Annotated in this window: 19 protein-coding genes; 14 read left to right on the top strand and 5 right to left on the bottom strand. The window is 62.6% G+C overall.

Going from position 1 to position 17,297, the window contains the following annotated elements:
- Positions 1-59: 59 nt before the first annotated feature.
- On the bottom strand, positions 60-449 hold the full coding sequence (locus tag AC54AF_RS17840) for a MerR family transcriptional regulator (protein WP_131687312.1): 390 nt from the start codon (positions 447-449) through the stop codon (positions 60-62).
- Positions 450-530: 81 nt separating this feature from the next.
- Between AC54AF_RS17840 and AC54AF_RS17835 the strand changes: the two genes are divergently transcribed.
- The 7 genes from AC54AF_RS17835 (at position 531) to AC54AF_RS17805 (ending at position 7,688) form a co-directional block, all read left to right on the top strand.
- Positions 531-962: a hypothetical protein gene (locus tag AC54AF_RS17835; protein ID WP_131687290.1), complete on the top strand. Its 432-nt coding sequence runs from the start codon at positions 531-533 to the stop codon at positions 960-962.
- A 65-nt stretch (positions 963-1,027) separates the two neighbouring features.
- Positions 1,028-2,887, top strand: a complete 1,860-nt coding sequence (locus AC54AF_RS17830; RefSeq protein ID WP_496637603.1) for a DUF4153 domain-containing protein — start codon at positions 1,028-1,030, stop codon at positions 2,885-2,887.
- A 214-nt stretch (positions 2,888-3,101) separates the two neighbouring features.
- Complete coding sequence (locus AC54AF_RS17825) at positions 3,102-3,845, top strand: SDR family NAD(P)-dependent oxidoreductase (RefSeq protein WP_496637598.1); 744 nt, start codon at positions 3,102-3,104, stop codon at positions 3,843-3,845.
- Positions 3,846-3,943: 98 nt separating this feature from the next.
- A complete protein-coding gene (locus AC54AF_RS17820) occupies positions 3,944-4,393 on the top strand; it encodes a GNAT family N-acetyltransferase (protein WP_496637597.1) in 450 nt (149 codons plus the stop codon).
- Positions 4,278-4,964 carry a GNAT family N-acetyltransferase gene (locus AC54AF_RS17815; RefSeq protein WP_496637596.1) on the top strand — a complete coding sequence of 229 codons (687 nt, stop codon included), beginning with the start codon at positions 4,278-4,280 and terminating at the stop codon, positions 4,962-4,964. The genes AC54AF_RS17820 and AC54AF_RS17815 overlap by 116 nt, the downstream gene beginning before the upstream one ends.
- Positions 4,965-5,638: 674 nt before the next feature.
- A complete protein-coding gene (locus AC54AF_RS17810) occupies positions 5,639-6,223 on the top strand; it encodes a LysE family translocator (protein WP_496637595.1) in 585 nt (194 codons plus the stop codon).
- Positions 6,224-6,233: 10 nt separating this feature from the next.
- Complete coding sequence (locus tag AC54AF_RS17805; protein ID WP_496637594.1) at positions 6,234-7,688, top strand: aminotransferase-like domain-containing protein; 1,455 nt, start codon at positions 6,234-6,236, stop codon at positions 7,686-7,688.
- Between the two features lie 103 nt (positions 7,689-7,791).
- Here AC54AF_RS17805 and motA read toward each other — a convergent pair whose 3' ends face one another.
- Complete coding sequence (motA, locus tag AC54AF_RS17800) at positions 7,792-8,655, bottom strand: flagellar motor stator protein MotA (protein WP_131690084.1); 864 nt, start codon at positions 8,653-8,655, stop codon at positions 7,792-7,794.
- 42 nt (positions 8,656-8,697) lie between these two features.
- Entirely contained in the window at positions 8,698-9,618 is a 921-nt protein-coding gene (locus AC54AF_RS17795) for a LysR family transcriptional regulator (RefSeq protein ID WP_496637593.1), read from the bottom strand.
- A gap of 100 nt (positions 9,619-9,718) precedes the next feature.
- On the opposite strand from AC54AF_RS17795, the gene AC54AF_RS17790 reads away from it, so the two are divergent.
- A complete protein-coding gene (locus tag AC54AF_RS17790) occupies positions 9,719-10,888 on the top strand; it encodes a mandelate racemase/muconate lactonizing enzyme family protein (protein ID WP_496637592.1) in 1,170 nt (389 codons plus the stop codon).
- Positions 10,889-10,890: 2 nt separating this feature from the next.
- Here the strand turns inward: AC54AF_RS17790 and AC54AF_RS17785 are convergent, their stop codons facing one another.
- Together AC54AF_RS17785 and AC54AF_RS17780 are read right to left on the bottom strand one after the other, a co-directional pair.
- Positions 10,891-11,247, bottom strand: coding sequence for a glyoxalase superfamily protein (locus tag AC54AF_RS17785; RefSeq protein WP_496637602.1), 357 nt, complete (start codon positions 11,245-11,247; stop codon positions 10,891-10,893).
- 34 nt (positions 11,248-11,281) lie between these two features.
- Positions 11,282-11,992 carry a hypothetical protein gene (locus tag AC54AF_RS17780; RefSeq protein WP_496637591.1) on the bottom strand — a complete coding sequence of 237 codons (711 nt, stop codon included), beginning with the start codon at positions 11,990-11,992 and terminating at the stop codon, positions 11,282-11,284.
- 183 nt (positions 11,993-12,175) lie between these two features.
- Here AC54AF_RS17780 and AC54AF_RS17775 point away from each other — a divergent pair, with 183 nt between their 5' ends.
- From AC54AF_RS17775 to AC54AF_RS17750, 6 genes are all read left to right on the top strand, one after another.
- Complete coding sequence (locus AC54AF_RS17775; protein WP_496637590.1) at positions 12,176-13,234, top strand: Lnb N-terminal periplasmic domain-containing protein; 1,059 nt, start codon at positions 12,176-12,178, stop codon at positions 13,232-13,234.
- Positions 13,235-13,320: 86 nt separating this feature from the next.
- Complete coding sequence (locus AC54AF_RS17770; RefSeq protein WP_496637589.1) at positions 13,321-14,583, top strand: DEAD/DEAH box helicase; 1,263 nt, start codon at positions 13,321-13,323, stop codon at positions 14,581-14,583.
- An 87-nt stretch (positions 14,584-14,670) separates the two neighbouring features.
- Positions 14,671-15,129 carry a hypothetical protein gene (locus tag AC54AF_RS17765; protein ID WP_496637588.1) on the top strand — a complete coding sequence of 153 codons (459 nt, stop codon included), beginning with the start codon at positions 14,671-14,673 and terminating at the stop codon, positions 15,127-15,129.
- Between the two features lie 135 nt (positions 15,130-15,264).
- Complete coding sequence (locus AC54AF_RS17760) at positions 15,265-16,128, top strand: response regulator (protein ID WP_496637587.1); 864 nt, start codon at positions 15,265-15,267, stop codon at positions 16,126-16,128.
- Complete coding sequence (locus tag AC54AF_RS17755) at positions 16,125-16,457, top strand: hypothetical protein (protein ID WP_496637586.1); 333 nt, start codon at positions 16,125-16,127, stop codon at positions 16,455-16,457. The genes AC54AF_RS17760 and AC54AF_RS17755 overlap by 4 nt, the downstream gene beginning before the upstream one ends.
- A complete protein-coding gene (locus AC54AF_RS17750) occupies positions 16,454-17,293 on the top strand; it encodes an HDOD domain-containing protein (protein WP_496637585.1) in 840 nt (279 codons plus the stop codon). Before AC54AF_RS17755 ends, AC54AF_RS17750 begins: the two co-directional genes overlap by 4 nt.
- Positions 17,294-17,297: the final 4 nt, after the last annotated feature.

The raw sequence follows: 17,297 nt of genomic DNA, 5'->3' as shown, positions 1-17,297 counted from the left end.
TTATTGAAAGCAACGCTGGGAGCGTTCCCACATCTGACGGTGACATAGCCTTTTTCACGTCAGGCTGAATGAGCTGTATCGGCCTCTCCCCGTAACGGACACGCCGCCGCCTGCGGCTCCAGCCGCCGCGCCAACTCGCCGCGCAGCTGCATCAATCCCGCGATGCGCGCATCGATTTCACCCAGCTTGCGCGCCAGCGCCACACGCAGCAGTTCCGCCGTGGCGGGATCGCCGGCGGCCGCCAGCAGCGGCATGTCCGCTTCGATTTCGGCCAGGGTAAAGCCCAGCTGCTGCGCCGTGCGCAGGTAGCGCAGCCAGTCGGCCGCCTCGGGCGGGTAGTCGCGGTAGCCATTCGCGCCGCGCCGCGCGCGCAGCAAGCCCCGCTTTTCATAAAAACGCAGGGTATCGCGGCTCAAGCCCGTCGCCTGCGCCATCGCGCCGATTTGCATGGTGTGCTCTTTCATAAAATGCTTGACCATGGAGTGTACTCCAGCCTTGATCATGGATGCTTTCCATAGACAGGAGTTGCCATGTTGTCCATTACTGCTTTCCGCCGCGTGGTGCGCGCCAGCGCCATTTATGACGTGCTCATGATTGCCCCGTTTACCACGCCGTGGACGTTCTTGCTGCTGCGCGAGCACTTGAACGCCCTCAACCTGGGCCTGGGCGGCGTGCCGCTGCCCGTCTTCGGACCGTTTCATCTGCTCATCAGCAGTTTGTTTGGCAGCGTGGTGATGGTCTGGTCCGTGCTGCGCATGTTCGATCCGCAGCCGCGCTTCGGCCGCTACGACGCGGCAGCGCGCTACCTGTTTTCCACCTGGATGGCGTGGGCGCTGCTGGTGACGGGCCAGCCCCTGCTGTGGCTGTTCCTCGTGCCGGAACTGGCCTGGGGCCTGGCGCAAAGCTTGCCATTGCGCCGCAGCGAGGGAGGCGGGGAGGGTATCCACGCGAATCGCTGTTGAGATGACGATAACGAAATGCAATAATGGCCGTGCTCGCAGTATAGCAATGACTGCAATGAACAACGATGAAGAGGATGACTATGCAGCAGGATGGCGCAGGAAAAAACATGGCGTTGCTCGATCCGGTGGTGGCGCCGCGTATCGCGGTGACGCGCCTGGTGACGGGCCTGCTGCAAGGCTTGCTGCTGTACTGGCTGTACAGCACGGCGCAAGACAAGGTGTGGCCCGCCACGGAAGCCTACCTGCTGGGCCCGTTGATGCTGATCACTTTGCTGTTGCCCATCCTGCTGGTGTCCAGCCTGGGCCATATGTCGGTGAAGCGCATTGCCCTGTGGATGGCGGGCGCCGCCGTCGTGCTGGCCGTGCTGGCCTGGCATGACGTGGCGCGCGGCGCCGAGCACGTCATCTGGGGCAACTACAAGCCCGGCGCGCCCCTGCGCGTCATTTCCGCCCAGCTGTTCGGTTTTTGCGTCGTGGGGTTTTATATCGCCCACGCGCTGGTGCTGGCCAGCGCCCAGGATGGCCAGCGCATTGCCCGTTATCCCACGTATTTTGAAATCGCCTGGAAGCTGGGCATCCAGCTGCTGTTTTCCCTGCTGTTCGTGCTGGGCCTGTGGCTGGTGCTGTGGCTGGGCGGGCAATTGTTCCTGCTCATCAAACTGAGTTTCCTGAAAAAACTGCTGGGCCAGGCCTGGTTCGTGATTCCCGTCATTTGCTTCGCGTTTTCGTTCGCCATCCATATCACCGACGTGCGCCCCTCCATCGTGCGCGGCATCCGTACTCTGCTGCTGGTGCTGCTGTCGTGGCTGATGCCGATCGCCGCCGTGCTCGTCTCCGGTTTCCTGCTGACCTTGCCCTTCATCGGCTTCGAGCGCCTGTGGGCCACGCGCCATGCGGCGTCCGTGCTGCTGGGCATGGCCGGCGTGCTGGTGGTGCTGATCAATGCCGCCTTCCAGAATGGTGAAGTGGGCCATGGCGTGGCGCGCGGCATCCGCCTGGGCACGCGCCTGGCATGTCTGCTGCTGCCGTGGGTGGTGGGCATCGCCATCTATGCGCTGACCCTGCGCGTGATGTCGCACGGCTGGACGTCCGACCGCCTGATCGCTGCCGCTTGCCTGTTGATCGCCACCTGCTACGCCGCCGGCTATGCCTGGGCGGCCAGCAAGTATGGCGACTGGCTGCACCTGATCGCCAACGTCAACGTGGCCACCGCCTTTGTTACCCTGCTGGTGCTGTTTGCCCTGTTCTCGCCGCTGGCCGACCCGGCCCGCATTTCCGTGGCCAGCCAGATGGCGCGCTTGAACAGCGGCAAGGTTGGCGTGGACAAGTTCGATTTCGAATACCTGCGCTTCCAGGGCGCCCGCTATGGCCAGACGGCCTTGCGGGAATTGAGCAAACGCACGACAGGGCCCGACGCGGCCATCGTGCGGGCCCGCGCCGAGGCCATGCTCAAGCGCCAGAACCGCCTCGACGAGACGGGTGCGCTGAGCGACGTGTCGATCAACCTGACCCTGCGCCCGGCCACGGCGAAGTTGCCGGAAAGTTTTCTGCGCCAGGACTGGACACAAGTGAGCCCGGCCTGGCGCCTGCCCGCCTGCTTGAAGCGGGCAGGGCCGCAGTGCGACGCGTACCTGCTCGATTTCGATGGCGATGGCAAGCAGGACGTGCTGCTGATCAGCAATGACCCGCGCGCCTCGTCGGTGCTGCTGGCGGAAAAGGAAGACGGCAGCTGGACCGCGCGCGGGCAAATCCCCACGGATGCCCTGCGCTGCAAGCCCCTGCGCGAGAAGCTGCAGGCGGGCGAGTTCCAGCTGGTGCCGCCGAAGGTGCGCGAACTGGAAGTCGACGGCCAGCGCGTGCCGATGACCTTATATACGCCAGAGGACGAGGTCAGCTGCCCCGATGAGACGGCGCCGACGCCGTAAATGGCAGTGAGAGGACTTGGCGCACCGGACCAAACTTCTTGCTGGTTCCGAAGGCAGCAACTTCGCGCAAAGGCTGAGGACTTGCCGCCAGCTCTGGAGTCGTTGCGATAGTCTGGACTTCTTTCGGCCAAATGCAGGCCTTCACAAAAGTGAGCGGAACGCCCATCAAGATGTTGTGCACTTTCCTAAAAACTATTAAACGCTATAGGCTTATATGATGACTCAGGTTCCCGTCGCACTTGTTACCGGCTCGACTTCGGGCATCGGTGTGGCAATTGCCCGCCGGCTTGCAAGCGAAGGATATTCAATCGTATTGCATTCGCGCAATTCGGTAGAGGCCGGACAGCTACTAGCACTCGAACTCGGATCGGCAATTTATGTGCAAGCTGATTTGGCCGATGATGATGACAGAGTGCGACTGATCCGCGAAGCGATAGGGGCATGGGGGCGGCTGGATGTTCTGGTTAATAACGCAGGGATCTGCCGCGTTATTCCGCACGCAGATTTGGCTGCCGCGACGCCCGATGTGTGGCATGAACTCTACGAAGTGAACGTGGTTGCTCCTTTTCGTTTGATAGCTGAGGCTGAAGCAGCATTGCGTGATTCGAAACGCCACGGTCGTCCCGGCTGCATAGTCAACATCAGCTCACATGCTGGCGTCCGCCCGAAGGGCGCATCGATTCCGTATTCAGCCACGAAGGCGGCCTTAAATCATATGACACGGCTACTCGCTGTTTCACTTGCCCCCGACATCCGGGTAAATGCTGTCGCCCCCGGGTTGGTCGATACACCACTTACCGCAGATTGGACTCAGGCGCAGCAACTTTGGAAGGATCGCTCGCCGATGCGACGAGCTGCTAGCCCGGCGGACATTGCCCAAGCCGTTGCGATGTTGGTTGCATCGGACTATCTCACTGGTGAAATCCTGCTATCAGATGGTGGATTGAATCTTACGTAGTGTGCTCGTTAGGAGTGCTCCGCCGTGTCAAGTTCAATTATCAGTCCGCATTGAAGACGACAATAATCGGCATGAAGAGGAAGTACCGTTCTTGAAAAATGCTGTCTGAACCTATACCCAAAATGAACATTCGTAAAGCTGCAACCGACGACCTGGAACGTATCGTCGAGCTATTGGCACAACTAGGATATGCAAACGAAGTCGAGCAAGTCGAAAGATACTTACATGAACTACGTCAAAGTTCGTCGGGCGAGGTATTTGTAGCGCAGGATGGTGGAAGTGTTGTCGGAGTTGCGGTAGTGCATACCATAAAGCCGTTACATGTTCGAGGCTCCTGGGCTCTACTATCCGCGTTGGTAGTGGACGACGAACGCAGGAGTTCAGGCGTCGGAGCAAGCTTATTAATTGCTGCGGAAGGGTTTGCGTTGCAGCATGGTTGTTCACAGCTTGAATTGTCCAGCAGCAGTGCTCGTACCCGAGCGCATCTGTTTTATGAGCGTAACGGCTACCAAGAAAAACGCCTGCGTTTCGTTAAAATCTTGGTATAGCCTGCAATGGCCGCTTTGGGGCGGCAACTGGCCAGAAGCGGGCGTTCGGCAGCCTCCCCCATCTTCTTCTAAGATAAGGTTTATTTTTCATATGCAATTGAAAAGACCGTTTGTAACGTTTATGCCGACGCAGGAAGGCGATGCAGATGAACTTGTCGCACTTCGAATTAAGGCGATGCGCGATAGCCTGATGCAGGTAGGGAGATTCGATCCAGTTCGAGCGAGAGAGAGGTTTCTGTCAGGCTTCTTGCCGGAGCACACACGCCATATTGAAACAGAAGGCAAACGGGTCGGCTTTTTTGTTGTTAAACAGCAAGCAAATGCCATGCTTCTCGACCACCTCTATATTCATCCAGACAACCAGGGTAATGGTATTGGGGCCGTTGTTCTCGCTCGTATTATCGAAGAGGCAAACGCTCTTGGTTTGCCGGTTCGAGTGGGAGCCCTGCGCGGTAGCGACTCAAACCGTTTCTATGTGCGCCACGGATTTAAGTTGATCGAGGAAGGAGACTTTGACAATTATTACATTCGTCCATGCGAAATGGACATCAGGCGCTCGGATCAAATGTAAAGCGCCATTTATAGTAAAGATGAGCCTCCGTTTTGTGGCGAAATCTGCCAACGAAGTTAGCCGGCTAGAGACTGCCACCGAATCATAGGAAATGTCATGTCCATTGCAGGAAAAGGAAGCCGCCGGATTACTGTCGACTCTTTACCATATCGATGGAAGGTCAGCCTACCTGCCTAAACACAGGCCATGGGGGAAGCGAATGTGTCTTTCGCAGTTGCATCTGAAAGCGGTGGCCGAACCACCCTTCTGGTGAGAACAGATATCGCACGTCCGGATATTTGGCTGGGTAATTGTACGCGTGCTATTGCGCCCTCAGTCTTGGAACACGCTATTCGACAGGCATTGATGAAGGAGTGGTATCCAAGTCAATGTGGAAGCGCCTTCGAAATTACAATTCGAATCGCTTGAGCCCACTGACAATCCGCCAGTTGCGTTGTGCGCCTACGGTGGATACGGAAGTCCGTTGTCAGTATTGACAATGCCCTTCGGCGCTGTCGGCCACAACCGGCCAGAAGCAGAGCCTCCCAAATGTTTTTCCGGGCAGGCCGGCCTGTATCGCCGCTGTAGCAGTCGTTCGACTGATACAGCATGTGCTGATATGCGGCGCCTTGTGTCTTGTCCCTGCCGTGCCGCGCTTCTAGACTGGGGCCTTCTCCACGCTGCGACTGCCTACCATGACCGAACTCCTGCCCCTGATGAGCTATTGCTTTGTGATGTCTGCCACGCCCGGGCCGAACAATGTCATGCTGGCCGCCACCGGCGCCAATTTCGGCTATCGCGGTGCGCTGCCGGTGATCCTCGGCATCCAGGCCGGCATCTTTGTGCAGACCATGCTCATGTGCGTGGGGCTGGGCAGCGTGTTCGTCGCCTACCCGATGGCGCAGCAGGTACTGCGGATCGCGGGCGCGCTGTACCTGATATTTTTGGCCTGGAAGCTTGCCGGCGCCTCGGTGGCGGGAAGCAGCGCACCGAAGGCCGTGTCGTTTGCGCAGGCGGCGCTGTTTCAGGCGCTGAATCCCAAGAGCTGGCTCAAGGCGATCACCATGGCGTCGGTCTTCATGCCTGCGCAGGGCAATATGCTCGCCAGCGCGCTGCTGGTGTCCGTGATCGGCACCGTGGTGGGCATGCCGTGCAACGCCATGTGGGCGCTGTTCGGCGTCTCGATCCGCAGCCTGCTGAAAGCGCCCCGCAACCAGCGCATATTCAATCTGACGATGGGGGCCATCCTGCTGGTCCTCGCCCTGATGTTTTTACGCTAGACTGCCACCCATGTTCGCCATCGACCGCTCCTCGCCCATCGCCCTGTTCAAACAGATCGAGGCCGCATTGCGCCAGCAGATCGCGCAACGCGTCCTGCCTGGCGGGACCCGGCTGCCGTCGATCCGCCAGCTCGCCACGCAGCTCGCGGTCAGCACCAACACCGTGGTGGTGGCGTATGACAGGCTGGTGGCCGCAGGCATCATCGATACGCACGGCACGGCGGGCTTCTTCGTCTGCGCACCAGTTGACGCCAGCCGCGCCATTCCCGACGAGGTGGCGCTGGAAGCGGGCCAGGAGCAGGAACCGGTGTGGCTGAGCCAGCAAGTGAACGACCAGCGGCCGGGCGTGATATTGGCCAGCAGCGGCGCCTTGCCGCCCACCTGGCTGCAGGACGCGCTGCCGGCGGCGGCCGTGCAACGCGGCCTGGCGCGCAGCGCGGCCGGCATGGCCTCGCGCTGTCCGCCGCAAGGGCTGGCCGAACTGCGCGAGCAGATCGCGCTGCTGATGCGCGGCATCGGTATCGCTGCCGACGCCAGCCACATTCTCACCACGTTCGGCGGCACCCATGCAATCGATCTGATCTGCCGCACGTTCCTGCAGCCCGGCGATACGGTGCTGGTGGAAGACCCCGGATACTTCCTGATGTTCGGCAGGCTGCGCCAGGACGGTGTGCGCCTGGTGCCCATCCAGCGCCGCCCCGATGGCCTCGACCTGGACGAACTGGACGCCGCCTGCCGCGCGCACCGTCCGCGCCTGCTGTTCGTGCAGACGGCTTTGCACAATCCCACCGGGTGGAGCAGCAGCGCCGCCAACCTGCACAAGGTGCTGATCATGGCGCAGCAATATGGCTTCCTGATCGCCGAAGACGACGTGCACGGCCATTTCCAGCCGGGCCACAGCACGCGGCTGGCATCGCTGTCCGGACTGGACGGCGTGATCTACTACTCCAGCCTGTGCAAGGCGCTGAGCCCGGCCCTGCGCATGGGCTACCTGGCCGCGGCACCCGCCCTGCTCAAGCTGCTGATGCGCACCAAGATCCACGCCATCATGACCTTGCCTGCGCTGAACGAATATGTTTTGCTGGAAGTGCTCAAGGCCGGCAACCTGCGCAAGCACATGGAGCGGCTGCAACGCAAGATCATGGTAGCGCGCAACGCCAGTACGCGGCAACTGAGCGCGGCCGGCGTGCTGTTCGAGCAGCCCGGCGACGCAGGAATTTTCCTGTGGGGCAGCATGCCCGAAGGGCTGGACGTGGACGTGCTGGTGCAGGACGCCTACCGCAACAAGATTTTGCTGATGCGCGGCGCCGCGTTCTCGGCCAACGATACGCCCGACCAGCACATCCGCTTCAACGTCGCCTTCAGCCAGCATCCCCGCGTGAGCGCCTACCTTGAAGAGCGCCTGCGCGCGGTGGCTGGCGCCCGCTCAAGCCTGGCCCGCGCCAGCATCGGGAGCAAGTCCTGAGTATCGGCGCACCGCTTGTCCATTCCACCCGTTCCAGCTTCACCAAGGAAGCGTCTGGACGGCGCCGGAAGCCTGAGGCGCCGAGCAAGTGACACAGGCGGGATCAGTTCTTCGTGCGCACCTGGCGCACGTGGTTTTCCAGTTCGCTGAACGAGGGGCGTTCCGTGGCGGAAATGACCTTGCGGCCGAATTCCACGGCCAGCGCCGGCGCATAGCCGTTCAGGCTGGCCAATAAGGTCACTTTCACGCACTGGTACATCTTCGCCGTTTCATGGTGCTTGCGGCGCAGCAAGCTGGCCAGGGGCGCGATGAAGCCGTAGGCCAGCAGGATGCCGATGAAGGTGCCCACCAGCGCCTGGGCGATCAGCACGCCCAGTTCGGCCGGCGGCAAGCCGACGGACGCCATCGTGTGCACCACGCCCATCACGGCGGCCACGATGCCGAAGGCGGGCATGGCGTCGGCCAGCTGCGAAATCGTCTGGATCGGCATTTCCGCATCTTCATGGTGCGTTTCGATCTCGTTATCCATCAGGTTTTCGATCTGATAGGCATCCATATTGCCCGACACCATCAGGCGCAAATAATCGGTGATGAATTCCAGGATGTGCTCGTCGCCGAGCGTGTACGGGTATTTCACGAAGATGGCGCTGCGGTACGGGTCGTCGATATCGTCCTCGACCGACATCAGGCCTTCCTTGCGGATCTTGCTGAGGATTTCATACATCAGTCCCATCAGTTCCATATAGCGCGCCTTCGTGTATTGCGAACCGTGGAACAGGGTGGGCAGGGCGGCGAACGTGGCGCGGATGGCCTTGGCGTCGTTGCCGACAAAGAAGGTGCCCAGCGCGGCGCCGCCGATCATCAGCAGTTCCAGCGGCTGGAACAGGGCCGCCAGGTGGCCGCCCTGCAAGGCGAAACCGCCGAAGACGGAAAACAGCACGACGAGAAATCCGAGTATGACTAGCAAAACTTACTCCTTCATAATATTGCCATATCGCAATATTGTAGTTTAACCTGATTCGGCCGCCGTGGCCGCTTTCGGCTGCAACTGCTGGCCGAGAAAATTGATAAAAGCGCGCACTTTGGCGGGCAGCTGGTGCCGGCTCGGGTAGTAGGCGTACAGGTCGGCTGGCGCCAGCGCGTAATCGGCTAGCACCACGCGCAGGCGGCCGCTGTCGAGGTAGCGGGCCAGGTCCCATTCCGAGCGCAGCAGGATGCCGTGCCCATCGAGCGCCCAGCCCAGCACCACGTCGCCGTCGTTGCTGGCCACCGTGCCGCGCACCTTCACCGTGTGCGTGGCGCGCCCTTTGCTCAAGCGCCAGATGCCGTAGGCGTCGTCGTTCTGCCGGTGCACGATGCAGCGGTGCCGTGCCAGCTCGTCGGGGGTGTGCGGCGTGCCGTGCGCCTGCAGGTAGGCGGGCGAGGCGCACAGGAAGCGCCGGTTCGACATGATGCGCCGCGCCGATAGGCGGGTGTCGGGCAAGTCGCCGAAGCGGATGCCCAGGTCGTACGCCTGCTCGACCAGGTTGATGGGGCTGTCCGTCAGTTGCAGCTGCACTTCCAGCTGCGGGTGGCGCAGGGCGAATTGCGACAGCAAGGGCGCGATCACCGTGCGCCCGAAGCCCAGGGTGGCATTAACGCGCAACAGCCCCTTCGGCTCGGCGCTGCCGCTGGCCAAGGACTCTTCCATGGCGCGGATGTCGTCGAGTATTTGCCGCGCCTGCTGCAGATAGCTTTCGCCGTCGCCCGTCAGACTGATGCGCCGCGTGCTGCGGTTCAGCAGGCGCACGCCCAGGCGCCGCTCCATCAGCACCAATCGTTTGCTGACGGCGGGCGGCGTGATGCCCAGCTCGCGCGCCGTGGCCGACAGGCTGCCCAGCTTGGCCAGCAGCACAAAGAAAGCCATTTCCGTGGTGGCGTCGCTTTTCATTATTAACCTCATGTAAATAATGGTTTAAATTGGAATCGATTATACGACTCCATATCGCGGGTAAGCTGACGTCATTGTTTTTCACCCACAGGAGACCAGCATGAAAATCGTCGAGATCCGCGAAAAGACCATTCCCATCTCTTCCCCCATCCGCAACGCCTACATCGATTTCAGCAAGATGACGTTAAGCCTGGTGGCCGTCGTCACGGACGTGATGCGCGACGGCAAGCCCGTCGTCGGTTACGGCTTCAATTCGAATGGCCGCTATGGCCAGGGCATGCTGATGCGCGAGCGCTTCATCCCGCGCATCCTCGACGCCGATCCGGCCAGCCTCGTGACGGATGACGGCGGCAACCTCGATCCGCACAAGGTGTGGGATTGCATGTACACCAATGAAAAGCCGGGCGGCCATGGCGAGCGCTCGGTGGCCATCGGCACCATCGACATGGCCATCTGGGACGCCGTGGCGAAGATCGACAACAAGCCGCTGTTCCAGCTGCTGGCCGAGCGCCACGGCACGGGGGCACCGGGCAAAAAAGTCTTCGTGTATGCGGCCGGCGGCTATTACTACCCGGGCCAGAGCCTGTCCGCCTTGCAGGACGAGATGCGCAGCTATCTCGACCGCGGCTACACGGTAGTCAAGAAAAAGATCGGCGGTGCATCGCTGGACGAGGATCTGCGCCGCATCGACGCCATCATGGAAGTGCTGCAGGATGGGCAAAAGCTGTGCGTGGACGCGAACGGCCGTTTCGACCTGGACACCTCGATCGCCTACGCCAAGGCGCTGCGCCAGTACGACCTGTTCTGGTATGAAGAGGCGGGCGACCCGCTCGACTTCGAGCTGCAATCGACCTTGCGCAGCTATTACGACAAGCCGATGGCGACGGGCGAAAACCTGTTTTCCATGCAGGATGCGCGCAATTTGATCCGCTACGGCGGCATGCGCGCCGACCGCGACTGGCTGCAGTTCGATTGCGCCCTCAGCTACGGCCTGGTGGAATACATGCGCACCCTCGACATGCTGCACCAGCACGGCTGGTCGCGCAGCCGCTGCATCCCGCACGGCGGCCATCAGATGTCGCTGAATATCGCGGCGGGCCTGGGCCTGGGCGGCAATGAATCCTACCCGGATCTGTTCCAGCCGTTCGGCGGCTTCCCCGATGGCGTGCGCGTGGAAAACGGCCATATCACCATGCCGGATCTGGTCGGTATCGGCTTCGAGGGCAAGGCGAACCTGTATGCGGAAATGCGCGCCCTGAGCGGACAGTAGCCTTACTGCGCTCTCTGCCAGAAGCGCAGCCGGTTGCCGAACGGGTCCGCCACTTCCAGGATGCGGCCCCAGTCCTCGTCGCGGATGCCAGGCCGCGCATACGGATAATCCCTGGCCTGCAGCTCCGCGTGCAGGGCGACGATGTCGTCGACGGGGATCAGCAGCGCCGCGCCCGGCGTGGCGTCGCCGTAATGCTCGGACAGATGCAGCACGAGCTCACCGCGCGTCACCTGCAGGTACAGTGGCGCCGTGGGTACGAAGCGGTGCTCCCAGTCCAGGGTGAAACCGAGGAAATCGAGGTAGAACTCGCGTGCCTTGGCTTCGGAAAAGCTGCGCAGGATGGGGATGGGAGCATGCATGGCGGCGCTTTCAATCAGTGGCAACGTTGCTATTCTAGCATTGCATCGGCGCCTGTCGTTTGCTCTGCGCGGCGGCGCTGGTCTTTTCCCAGCGGAACAACCACATGATGATCAATTTGGTCGTGGCGCTGACGCAGGCCAGCAGCAGCAGGGGCCAGCCTGTTTTCAGTCCCATGACGCAGGCAAAGAAGATGGTGCTGACATCCATCGCCAGGATGAACTGGCTCATCTTTAACGACACGGCGCCCGTCCTGCCCGAGCGCCAGATCAGGCGGATCTGGTGCGCATAGCCCTGCGCCAGCAGCACGGTGACGGCGACGATCAGGCTTTGCGAGATCACGCGCTTTTCATCGGTGAAGGTGGGGCCGAACAGCAATCCCGCCATTCCTGCGCACAGCAGCAGCGCGCAGGCCAGCAGGGCATTGCGCGATGCCAGGCTGCGGCGGTCGCGGTCGATTTCATGCAGGATGCCGAGCGCGATCAGCGAAGCGATCAGGCGCGGCCAGACGATGTAGTGGTTGAACGGCGTGATCGAATAGCCATACACGAAGAAGGCGCAGTAGGCGAGGAAGCTGACGCTGAACTGGTTGAGCGACAGGATGTCCGTCGCCTGGCCTGCGCCCAGGCTGGCATCGTGCTTGCGCCGCCAGATCTTTTTCAGCTGCGACCACAGGCCAAGCAGGCTGACGACGATGAGGAGCGAGTTGAGGCTGCCGGCGAGGGCGTAGAGAAAAGAGGGCTGCAAGGTATCTCCTGGAATGGTCAAGGCAGCGTTGCCGTGACAGGCTGGCTTGTCTATACATTTTATTTGCACAGCATGCTCTCATGAAATAAATTATCAGGCAAGCAATGCTTTGGCCGCTGCGGCCTGTTGCCGCAGCACTTGCCCGGGCGTACCTGTTCCCGCGCTTGCCCCTATAATCACGGCATGACTTTCTTATCACTGCGTGCCCGCTCCGTGCTGGCCACCCTCGGCAAAATGGCCGTTTCCCTGATTCTCCTGTTGACTGCACTGTGGGGCGCGCTGGCGCTGTGGTACCAGCTGTCCGGCGGCACGGCGTCGCAAGCCATCGGCGCGCTGCTGTGGGGCGCGCTGGGCGTGGCCAGCATCGCGCTGTGGTGGACGCGCGGCGATGCGCGCGTGCTGCTGCCGTATGCGGCCGGTTTTATGCTGTTGCTCCTGTGGTGGAGCCTCATTGCGCCGAAACAGCAGCGCGTGTGGGCCGACGACGTGGCGCGCAATGTCACGGGCAAGGTGGCGGGCAATCTCGTCACCCTGGACAATGTGCGCAATTTCGACTGGCGCAGCGACGACGACTACACGGTCAAGTGGGAGCAGCGCAGCTACGACCTCGATGAACTGCGCACGGTGGACACGGCGCTGTCGTACTGGACGGGGCCCTACATTGCGCACACCCTGATCTCGTTCGGCTTTGCCGACGGCCGCTTCCTGACGTTTTCCATCGAGATCCGCAAGGAAAAGGGCGAGAGCTTTTCCGCCATCGGCGGCTTCTTCAAGCATTTCGAGATGAGCCTGATCGCCGCCGACGAGCGCGACATCCTGCGCGTGCGCACGAATGCGCGGGGCGAGGACATGCATCTGTACCGCGTGATGATGCCCAAGGCGGCCATGCGCTCGCTGTTCCTCGCCTACCTGGACGAAGCGCAAGCGCTGAAGGCCAGGCCGCAGTTCTACCATACCCTGACGGCCAACTGCACCACCATCGTCTTCGAGATGGTGCGCCGCATCGTGCCGGGCCTGCCGTTCGACTACCGCCTGCTGGCCTCGGGCTACCTGGACCGCTATCTGTTCGACGTCAAGGGCCTGGTGCCCGGCGTGAGCTTCCAGCAGCTGCGCGATGGCGGCCACATCACGGCGCGCGCGCGGGCCGCGAACGACGACGCGGATTTTTCGCACGCCATCCGCCGCGGCATGCCGGGCTATGACGAAACGGGCCATCCGAAGCTGCAAATGCCCAAGCAGTAAGTACCTGCTTTATACTGTTGCATATCCCGACCGGCCGCACATTGCGGCCGGTCTCACTTCATGACTAAATAATAAGAAGGCCCGCTATGCCATTTTCCTCACTGGGTCTGATTCCCGCTCTGGTCCGCGCCGTCGACAAGGCCGGCTATGCCGCGCCGACGGCCATCCAGGCGGCCGCCATTCCCGCCATCCTGCGCGGCAGCGACGTGCTGGGCGCGGCGCAGACGGGTTCCGGCAAGACGGCCGCCTACGCGCTGCCGCTGCTGCAGGCGCTGATGGCGCCCGTTTCCGGCCCGCGCCAGGTGCGCGCGCTGATCCTTGTGCCCACGCGCGAGCTGGCGGCGCAGGTGGGACAGACGGTGCACGCGCTGGCCAAGCCGCTGCCCGTCAAACTGAAGATTTCCGTGCTGTTCGGCGGCGTGTCGATCAATCCGCAGATGATGGACTTGCGCGGCGGCGCCGATATCGTCGTCGCCACGCCGGGCCGGCTGCTGGACCTGGTGCGGCAAAATGCCGTGAAACTGGGCGGCGTGTCGCTGTGCGTGCTGGATGAAGCTGACCGTTTGCTGGACATGGGTTTTGCCGAGGAAATCAACGCCATCCTGGCGCTGTTGCCGGCGAAACGGCAGAATCTGTTCTTTTCCGCCACCTTCCCCGACAGCGTGCAGGCGCTGGCCGACAGCCTGCTGACGGCGCCGGTGCGCATCGAAGTGGCGTCCGAACCGCAGGACAAGCCCGACATCGTGCAGCGGGCCATCACGGTCGACGTGCCGCGCCGCACGCAGCTGCTGCGCTACCTGATTTTGCAGCAGCAGTGGGAGCGCGTGCTGGTGTTCGTCGCCACCAAGTACGCGGCCGAACACGTGGCCGACAAGCTGCAGCGCGCTGGCCTGCACGTGGGCGCCTTCCACGGCGAATTCAGCCAGGGCACGCGCAGCCAGCTGCTGGCCGACTTCAAGGCGTGCCGTTTGCAGGTGCTGGTGGCCACTGACGTGGCCGCGCGCGGCATCGACATCGCCGGCCTGCCGGCCGTCGTCAATTACGACTTGCCACGCTCGGCCGTCGACTACACGCACCGCATCGGCCGCACGGGCCGCGCCGGCGAAAGCGGCACGGCCATCAGTTTCGTGACGGCTGACACGGAAGCGCATTTCCGCCTGATCGAAAACCGCAACGACTTGCGCATCGTGCGCGAAGTGGTGGCCGGTTTCGAGCCGACGCAACTGCCCGCGCCCGCGAGCCCCGTCACGGACACGGTCAACGGCGGCGTGAAGGGCGCGCGCAAGAGCAAGAAGGACAAATTGCGCGAGGCTGCCGCCATGGCGGCGAAGCCGGCCGAGGGCAATTAAATCCGCCTTATGTGCGCTGGCCGCTTGAACGGCCGGCCGTCCCGCTCTAAGATGGTGTTTCTATAAAGCAAGGGACAGGGTATGTACATGATCATGATCAAACGGATGGCCGCTGCCGCCAGCGTCGCGGCGCTGGCCGCTTGCGCCGGCATGGGCGGCAACGATGGCACGGCCGGCATGCAGATGCCGGGCAAGACGCCGGCCGATGCCGCCGTGGCCGCCACCTGGTACAACCCGCCCAGCGAATTTCCCGGCATTTGCCTGACCCAGTTCAAGGATGGCAGCCTGCGTTTCGATGGCGGTTTCGCCTTCTATAATCCGGGCCGCTGGGCGTACGATGCGGTCACGTCGGAATTAAGCCTGGCATTGGCGCCGACCCCTTCGCTGGAATTGTCGCACGCGCAAATCGTGCAACACCTGAACCTGCTGCGCATCGAGGCGGACAAGAACACGCTGGTGTATGGCGTGAAAGCCGATACCAAGGCCATCGGCCTGGGCGGCTTTGTGTTTTACCGCGACACGCCGTGTCCGGCGCGGCACGGATAAGTGCCATAGCGGAATATTTAGTCGTATAATTTCAAGGCAAGCTGGCTGCCGCGCAAGACTCGCAAGACGCACTTGCGCGGCAGATTCCCCTCCAGGCAAGCTCCCATATCGCCGTGGCGATGAGAGGATGGTCCGATGGATGTGCACGACGAGCAAGGTGTGCCGGGTACTGTGGCACTGGCGGCGGATGCCGGGCAGCAGGCTGCGCAGCCGCGCATCTTGCTGCTGGTTGATGACGAGCCGAATATCCTCGCTTCCCTCAAGCGCCTGCTGCGGCGCGATGGCTACCATATCCTCACTGCCAACAGCGGCCAGGAAGGGCTGGACGTGCTGGCCAGCCATACGGTCGACGTCATCGTGTCGGACCAGCGCATGCCCGGCATGCTGGGCGCCGACTTCCTGCGCAAGGCCAAGCTGCTGTGTCCGCAAACCATCCGCATCATGCTGTCGGGCTATACCGAGTTGCAGGCCGTCACGGACGCCGTCAACGAGGGCGCCATCTTCAAGTTCCTCACCAAGCCCTGGGACGACCAGCAGTTGCGCGAGCAAATCGCCGAAGCTTTTCGCCTGAAGGGCATCGATGACGACAATGTGCGCCTGAATGCGCAGTTGCGCGACGCCAACCAGGCGCTGGCGGCAGCCAATGCCGCCATGCAGGCGCTGGTGCGCCAGCAGCAGCATCAGATCAGCCGCGACGAAGTCAGCCTGGGCATCGCGCGCGAATTGCTGCAATTTCTGCCGCTGCCCGTGATCGGGCTCGATGAGGACGGCATGATCGCCTTCATCAACGCGGCAGCGGCCAACCTGTTCGAACGGGGCGCGGCCCTGCTGGGCAACGAGGCGGCGATCGTCTTGCCGCAATTATTCGACGGGCAGGGCACGCCTTGCCTGGCCGCCATCGATGGCCAGCCGTATGCTGTGGCCGTCCATCCGATGGGCTTGCATTCGCGCTCGCGCGGCAGCCTGGTCACCCTGAGTCGTCATGGAGCGGATACATGAGTGAAAGCGGACGCGAGATTTCCATGGAGCAGGCGCAGGAAGGCATGGTGCTGGCGCGGGCGCTGAGCGATGCCAGCGGCGCCGTGCTGCTGGCCCAGGGCGCCACCCTGACGGCGGCGAACCTGACGGCCTTGCGCAGGCGCAATGTGGAGCGCTGCCACGTTGTCATGGACGAGGCGCCGGACCCCGCCGCGCAGGCGCATGCCGAGCAGGAGCGTGCGCGCCGACTGGCGCGGCTGGCCGTGCTGTTCCGCGCCACGCCGCCCGATTCCGCCGGGGCGGAACTGCTGGCGCTGCTGCAGCGCTACCGGCAAGGGGGCGCGGCATGACACGGCTCAGTTTTGAACATATCATCCGCCAGATACAGGAGCTGCCTTCGCTGCCAGTGGTGGTGCTGGAACTGCTGTCAAGCATGGACCAGGACGACACGGACGTGCACGTGCTGGCGCAAAAGATCGAGCTGGATCAGGCCTTGGCGGCGAAGACCCTGCGCATCGCCAATTCCTCGTTCTACGGCATGCAATCGAAGGTCACCAGCATTCCGCAAGCCGTTTCCGTGCTGGGCTTTCACAGCATCCGCACCGTCGTCACGGCGTGCGCCCTGACGGGCAGCTTCGCGCCGGTGGCCGGCGGCTTCGACTTCCAGGCGTTCTGGCGCCATTCGCTGGCCACGGCCATCGCCGCGCGCCTGCTGGCGCCGCACCTGGGCATCAATCCCGAAACGGCGTTTACGGCCGGTTTGCTGCACGACCTGGGCACCCTGGTGCTGGTGACGCGCTTCCCGGCCGAGCACGCGCTTGTGCGCAGCTACCGCCAGGCGCATGACTGCCAGATGGCCGAGGCGGAACTGGCCGTCATCGGTATCGATCACGCGCAGGTGGGCAGCGCCCTGGCCGCCTACTGGAAATTTCCCGCGGCGATACAGCAGGCGGTGGCCGACCACCACGCCATCGACCGCCTGGAAGCGGGTGGCTTGCCGCTGGCCGTGCACATGGCCAACGCCGTCGCCCTGGCGCTCGACTTGGCCGGCGTCGACGATGCGCTGGTGCCGCCCCTGTCGCCCGCGGGCTGGCGCAGCATCGCCCTGGACGAGCCGGCCTGGCTGGCGCTGCTGGGGCAAACCGAACACACCTTCGATGAAATGTCGCGCATCATGCTGGCATGAACAG

It is taken from the genome of Janthinobacterium sp. JF4 (assembly GCF_059617925.1).
Note: the sequence above shows the minus strand (reverse complement) of the source record. Positions and strands in the feature narration are given on the sequence as shown.

Coding starts and splice junctions, on each gene's coding strand:
- AC54AF_RS17775 (WP_496637590.1), top strand. CDS start 12,176: ATGACTTTCTTATCACTGCGTGCCCGCTCCGTGCTGGCCACCCTCGGC.
- AC54AF_RS17830 (WP_496637603.1), top strand. CDS start 1,028: ATGAAGAGGATGACTATGCAGCAGGATGGCGCAGGAAAAAACATGGCG.
- AC54AF_RS17815 (WP_496637596.1), top strand. CDS start 4,278: ATGGTTGTTCACAGCTTGAATTGTCCAGCAGCAGTGCTCGTACCCGAG.
- AC54AF_RS17840 (WP_131687312.1), bottom strand. CDS start 449: ATGCAAATCGGCGCGATGGCGCAGGCGACGGGCTTGAGCCGCGATACC.
- AC54AF_RS17770 (WP_496637589.1), top strand. CDS start 13,321: ATGCCATTTTCCTCACTGGGTCTGATTCCCGCTCTGGTCCGCGCCGTC.
- AC54AF_RS17805 (WP_496637594.1), top strand. CDS start 6,234: ATGTTCGCCATCGACCGCTCCTCGCCCATCGCCCTGTTCAAACAGATC.
- AC54AF_RS17790 (WP_496637592.1), top strand. CDS start 9,719: ATGAAAATCGTCGAGATCCGCGAAAAGACCATTCCCATCTCTTCCCCC.
- AC54AF_RS17755 (WP_496637586.1), top strand. CDS start 16,125: ATGAGTGAAAGCGGACGCGAGATTTCCATGGAGCAGGCGCAGGAAGGC.
- AC54AF_RS17835 (WP_131687290.1), top strand. CDS start 531: ATGTTGTCCATTACTGCTTTCCGCCGCGTGGTGCGCGCCAGCGCCATT.
- AC54AF_RS17750 (WP_496637585.1), top strand. CDS start 16,454: ATGACACGGCTCAGTTTTGAACATATCATCCGCCAGATACAGGAGCTG.
- AC54AF_RS17795 (WP_496637593.1), bottom strand. CDS start 9,618: ATGAAAAGCGACGCCACCACGGAAATGGCTTTCTTTGTGCTGCTGGCC.
- AC54AF_RS17785 (WP_496637602.1), bottom strand. CDS start 11,247: ATGCATGCTCCCATCCCCATCCTGCGCAGCTTTTCCGAAGCCAAGGCA.
- AC54AF_RS17810 (WP_496637595.1), top strand. CDS start 5,639: ATGACCGAACTCCTGCCCCTGATGAGCTATTGCTTTGTGATGTCTGCC.
- AC54AF_RS17825 (WP_496637598.1), top strand. CDS start 3,102: ATGATGACTCAGGTTCCCGTCGCACTTGTTACCGGCTCGACTTCGGGC.
- AC54AF_RS17760 (WP_496637587.1), top strand. CDS start 15,265: ATGGATGTGCACGACGAGCAAGGTGTGCCGGGTACTGTGGCACTGGCG.
- AC54AF_RS17765 (WP_496637588.1), top strand. CDS start 14,671: ATGATCATGATCAAACGGATGGCCGCTGCCGCCAGCGTCGCGGCGCTG.
- AC54AF_RS17820 (WP_496637597.1), top strand. CDS start 3,944: ATGCTGTCTGAACCTATACCCAAAATGAACATTCGTAAAGCTGCAACC.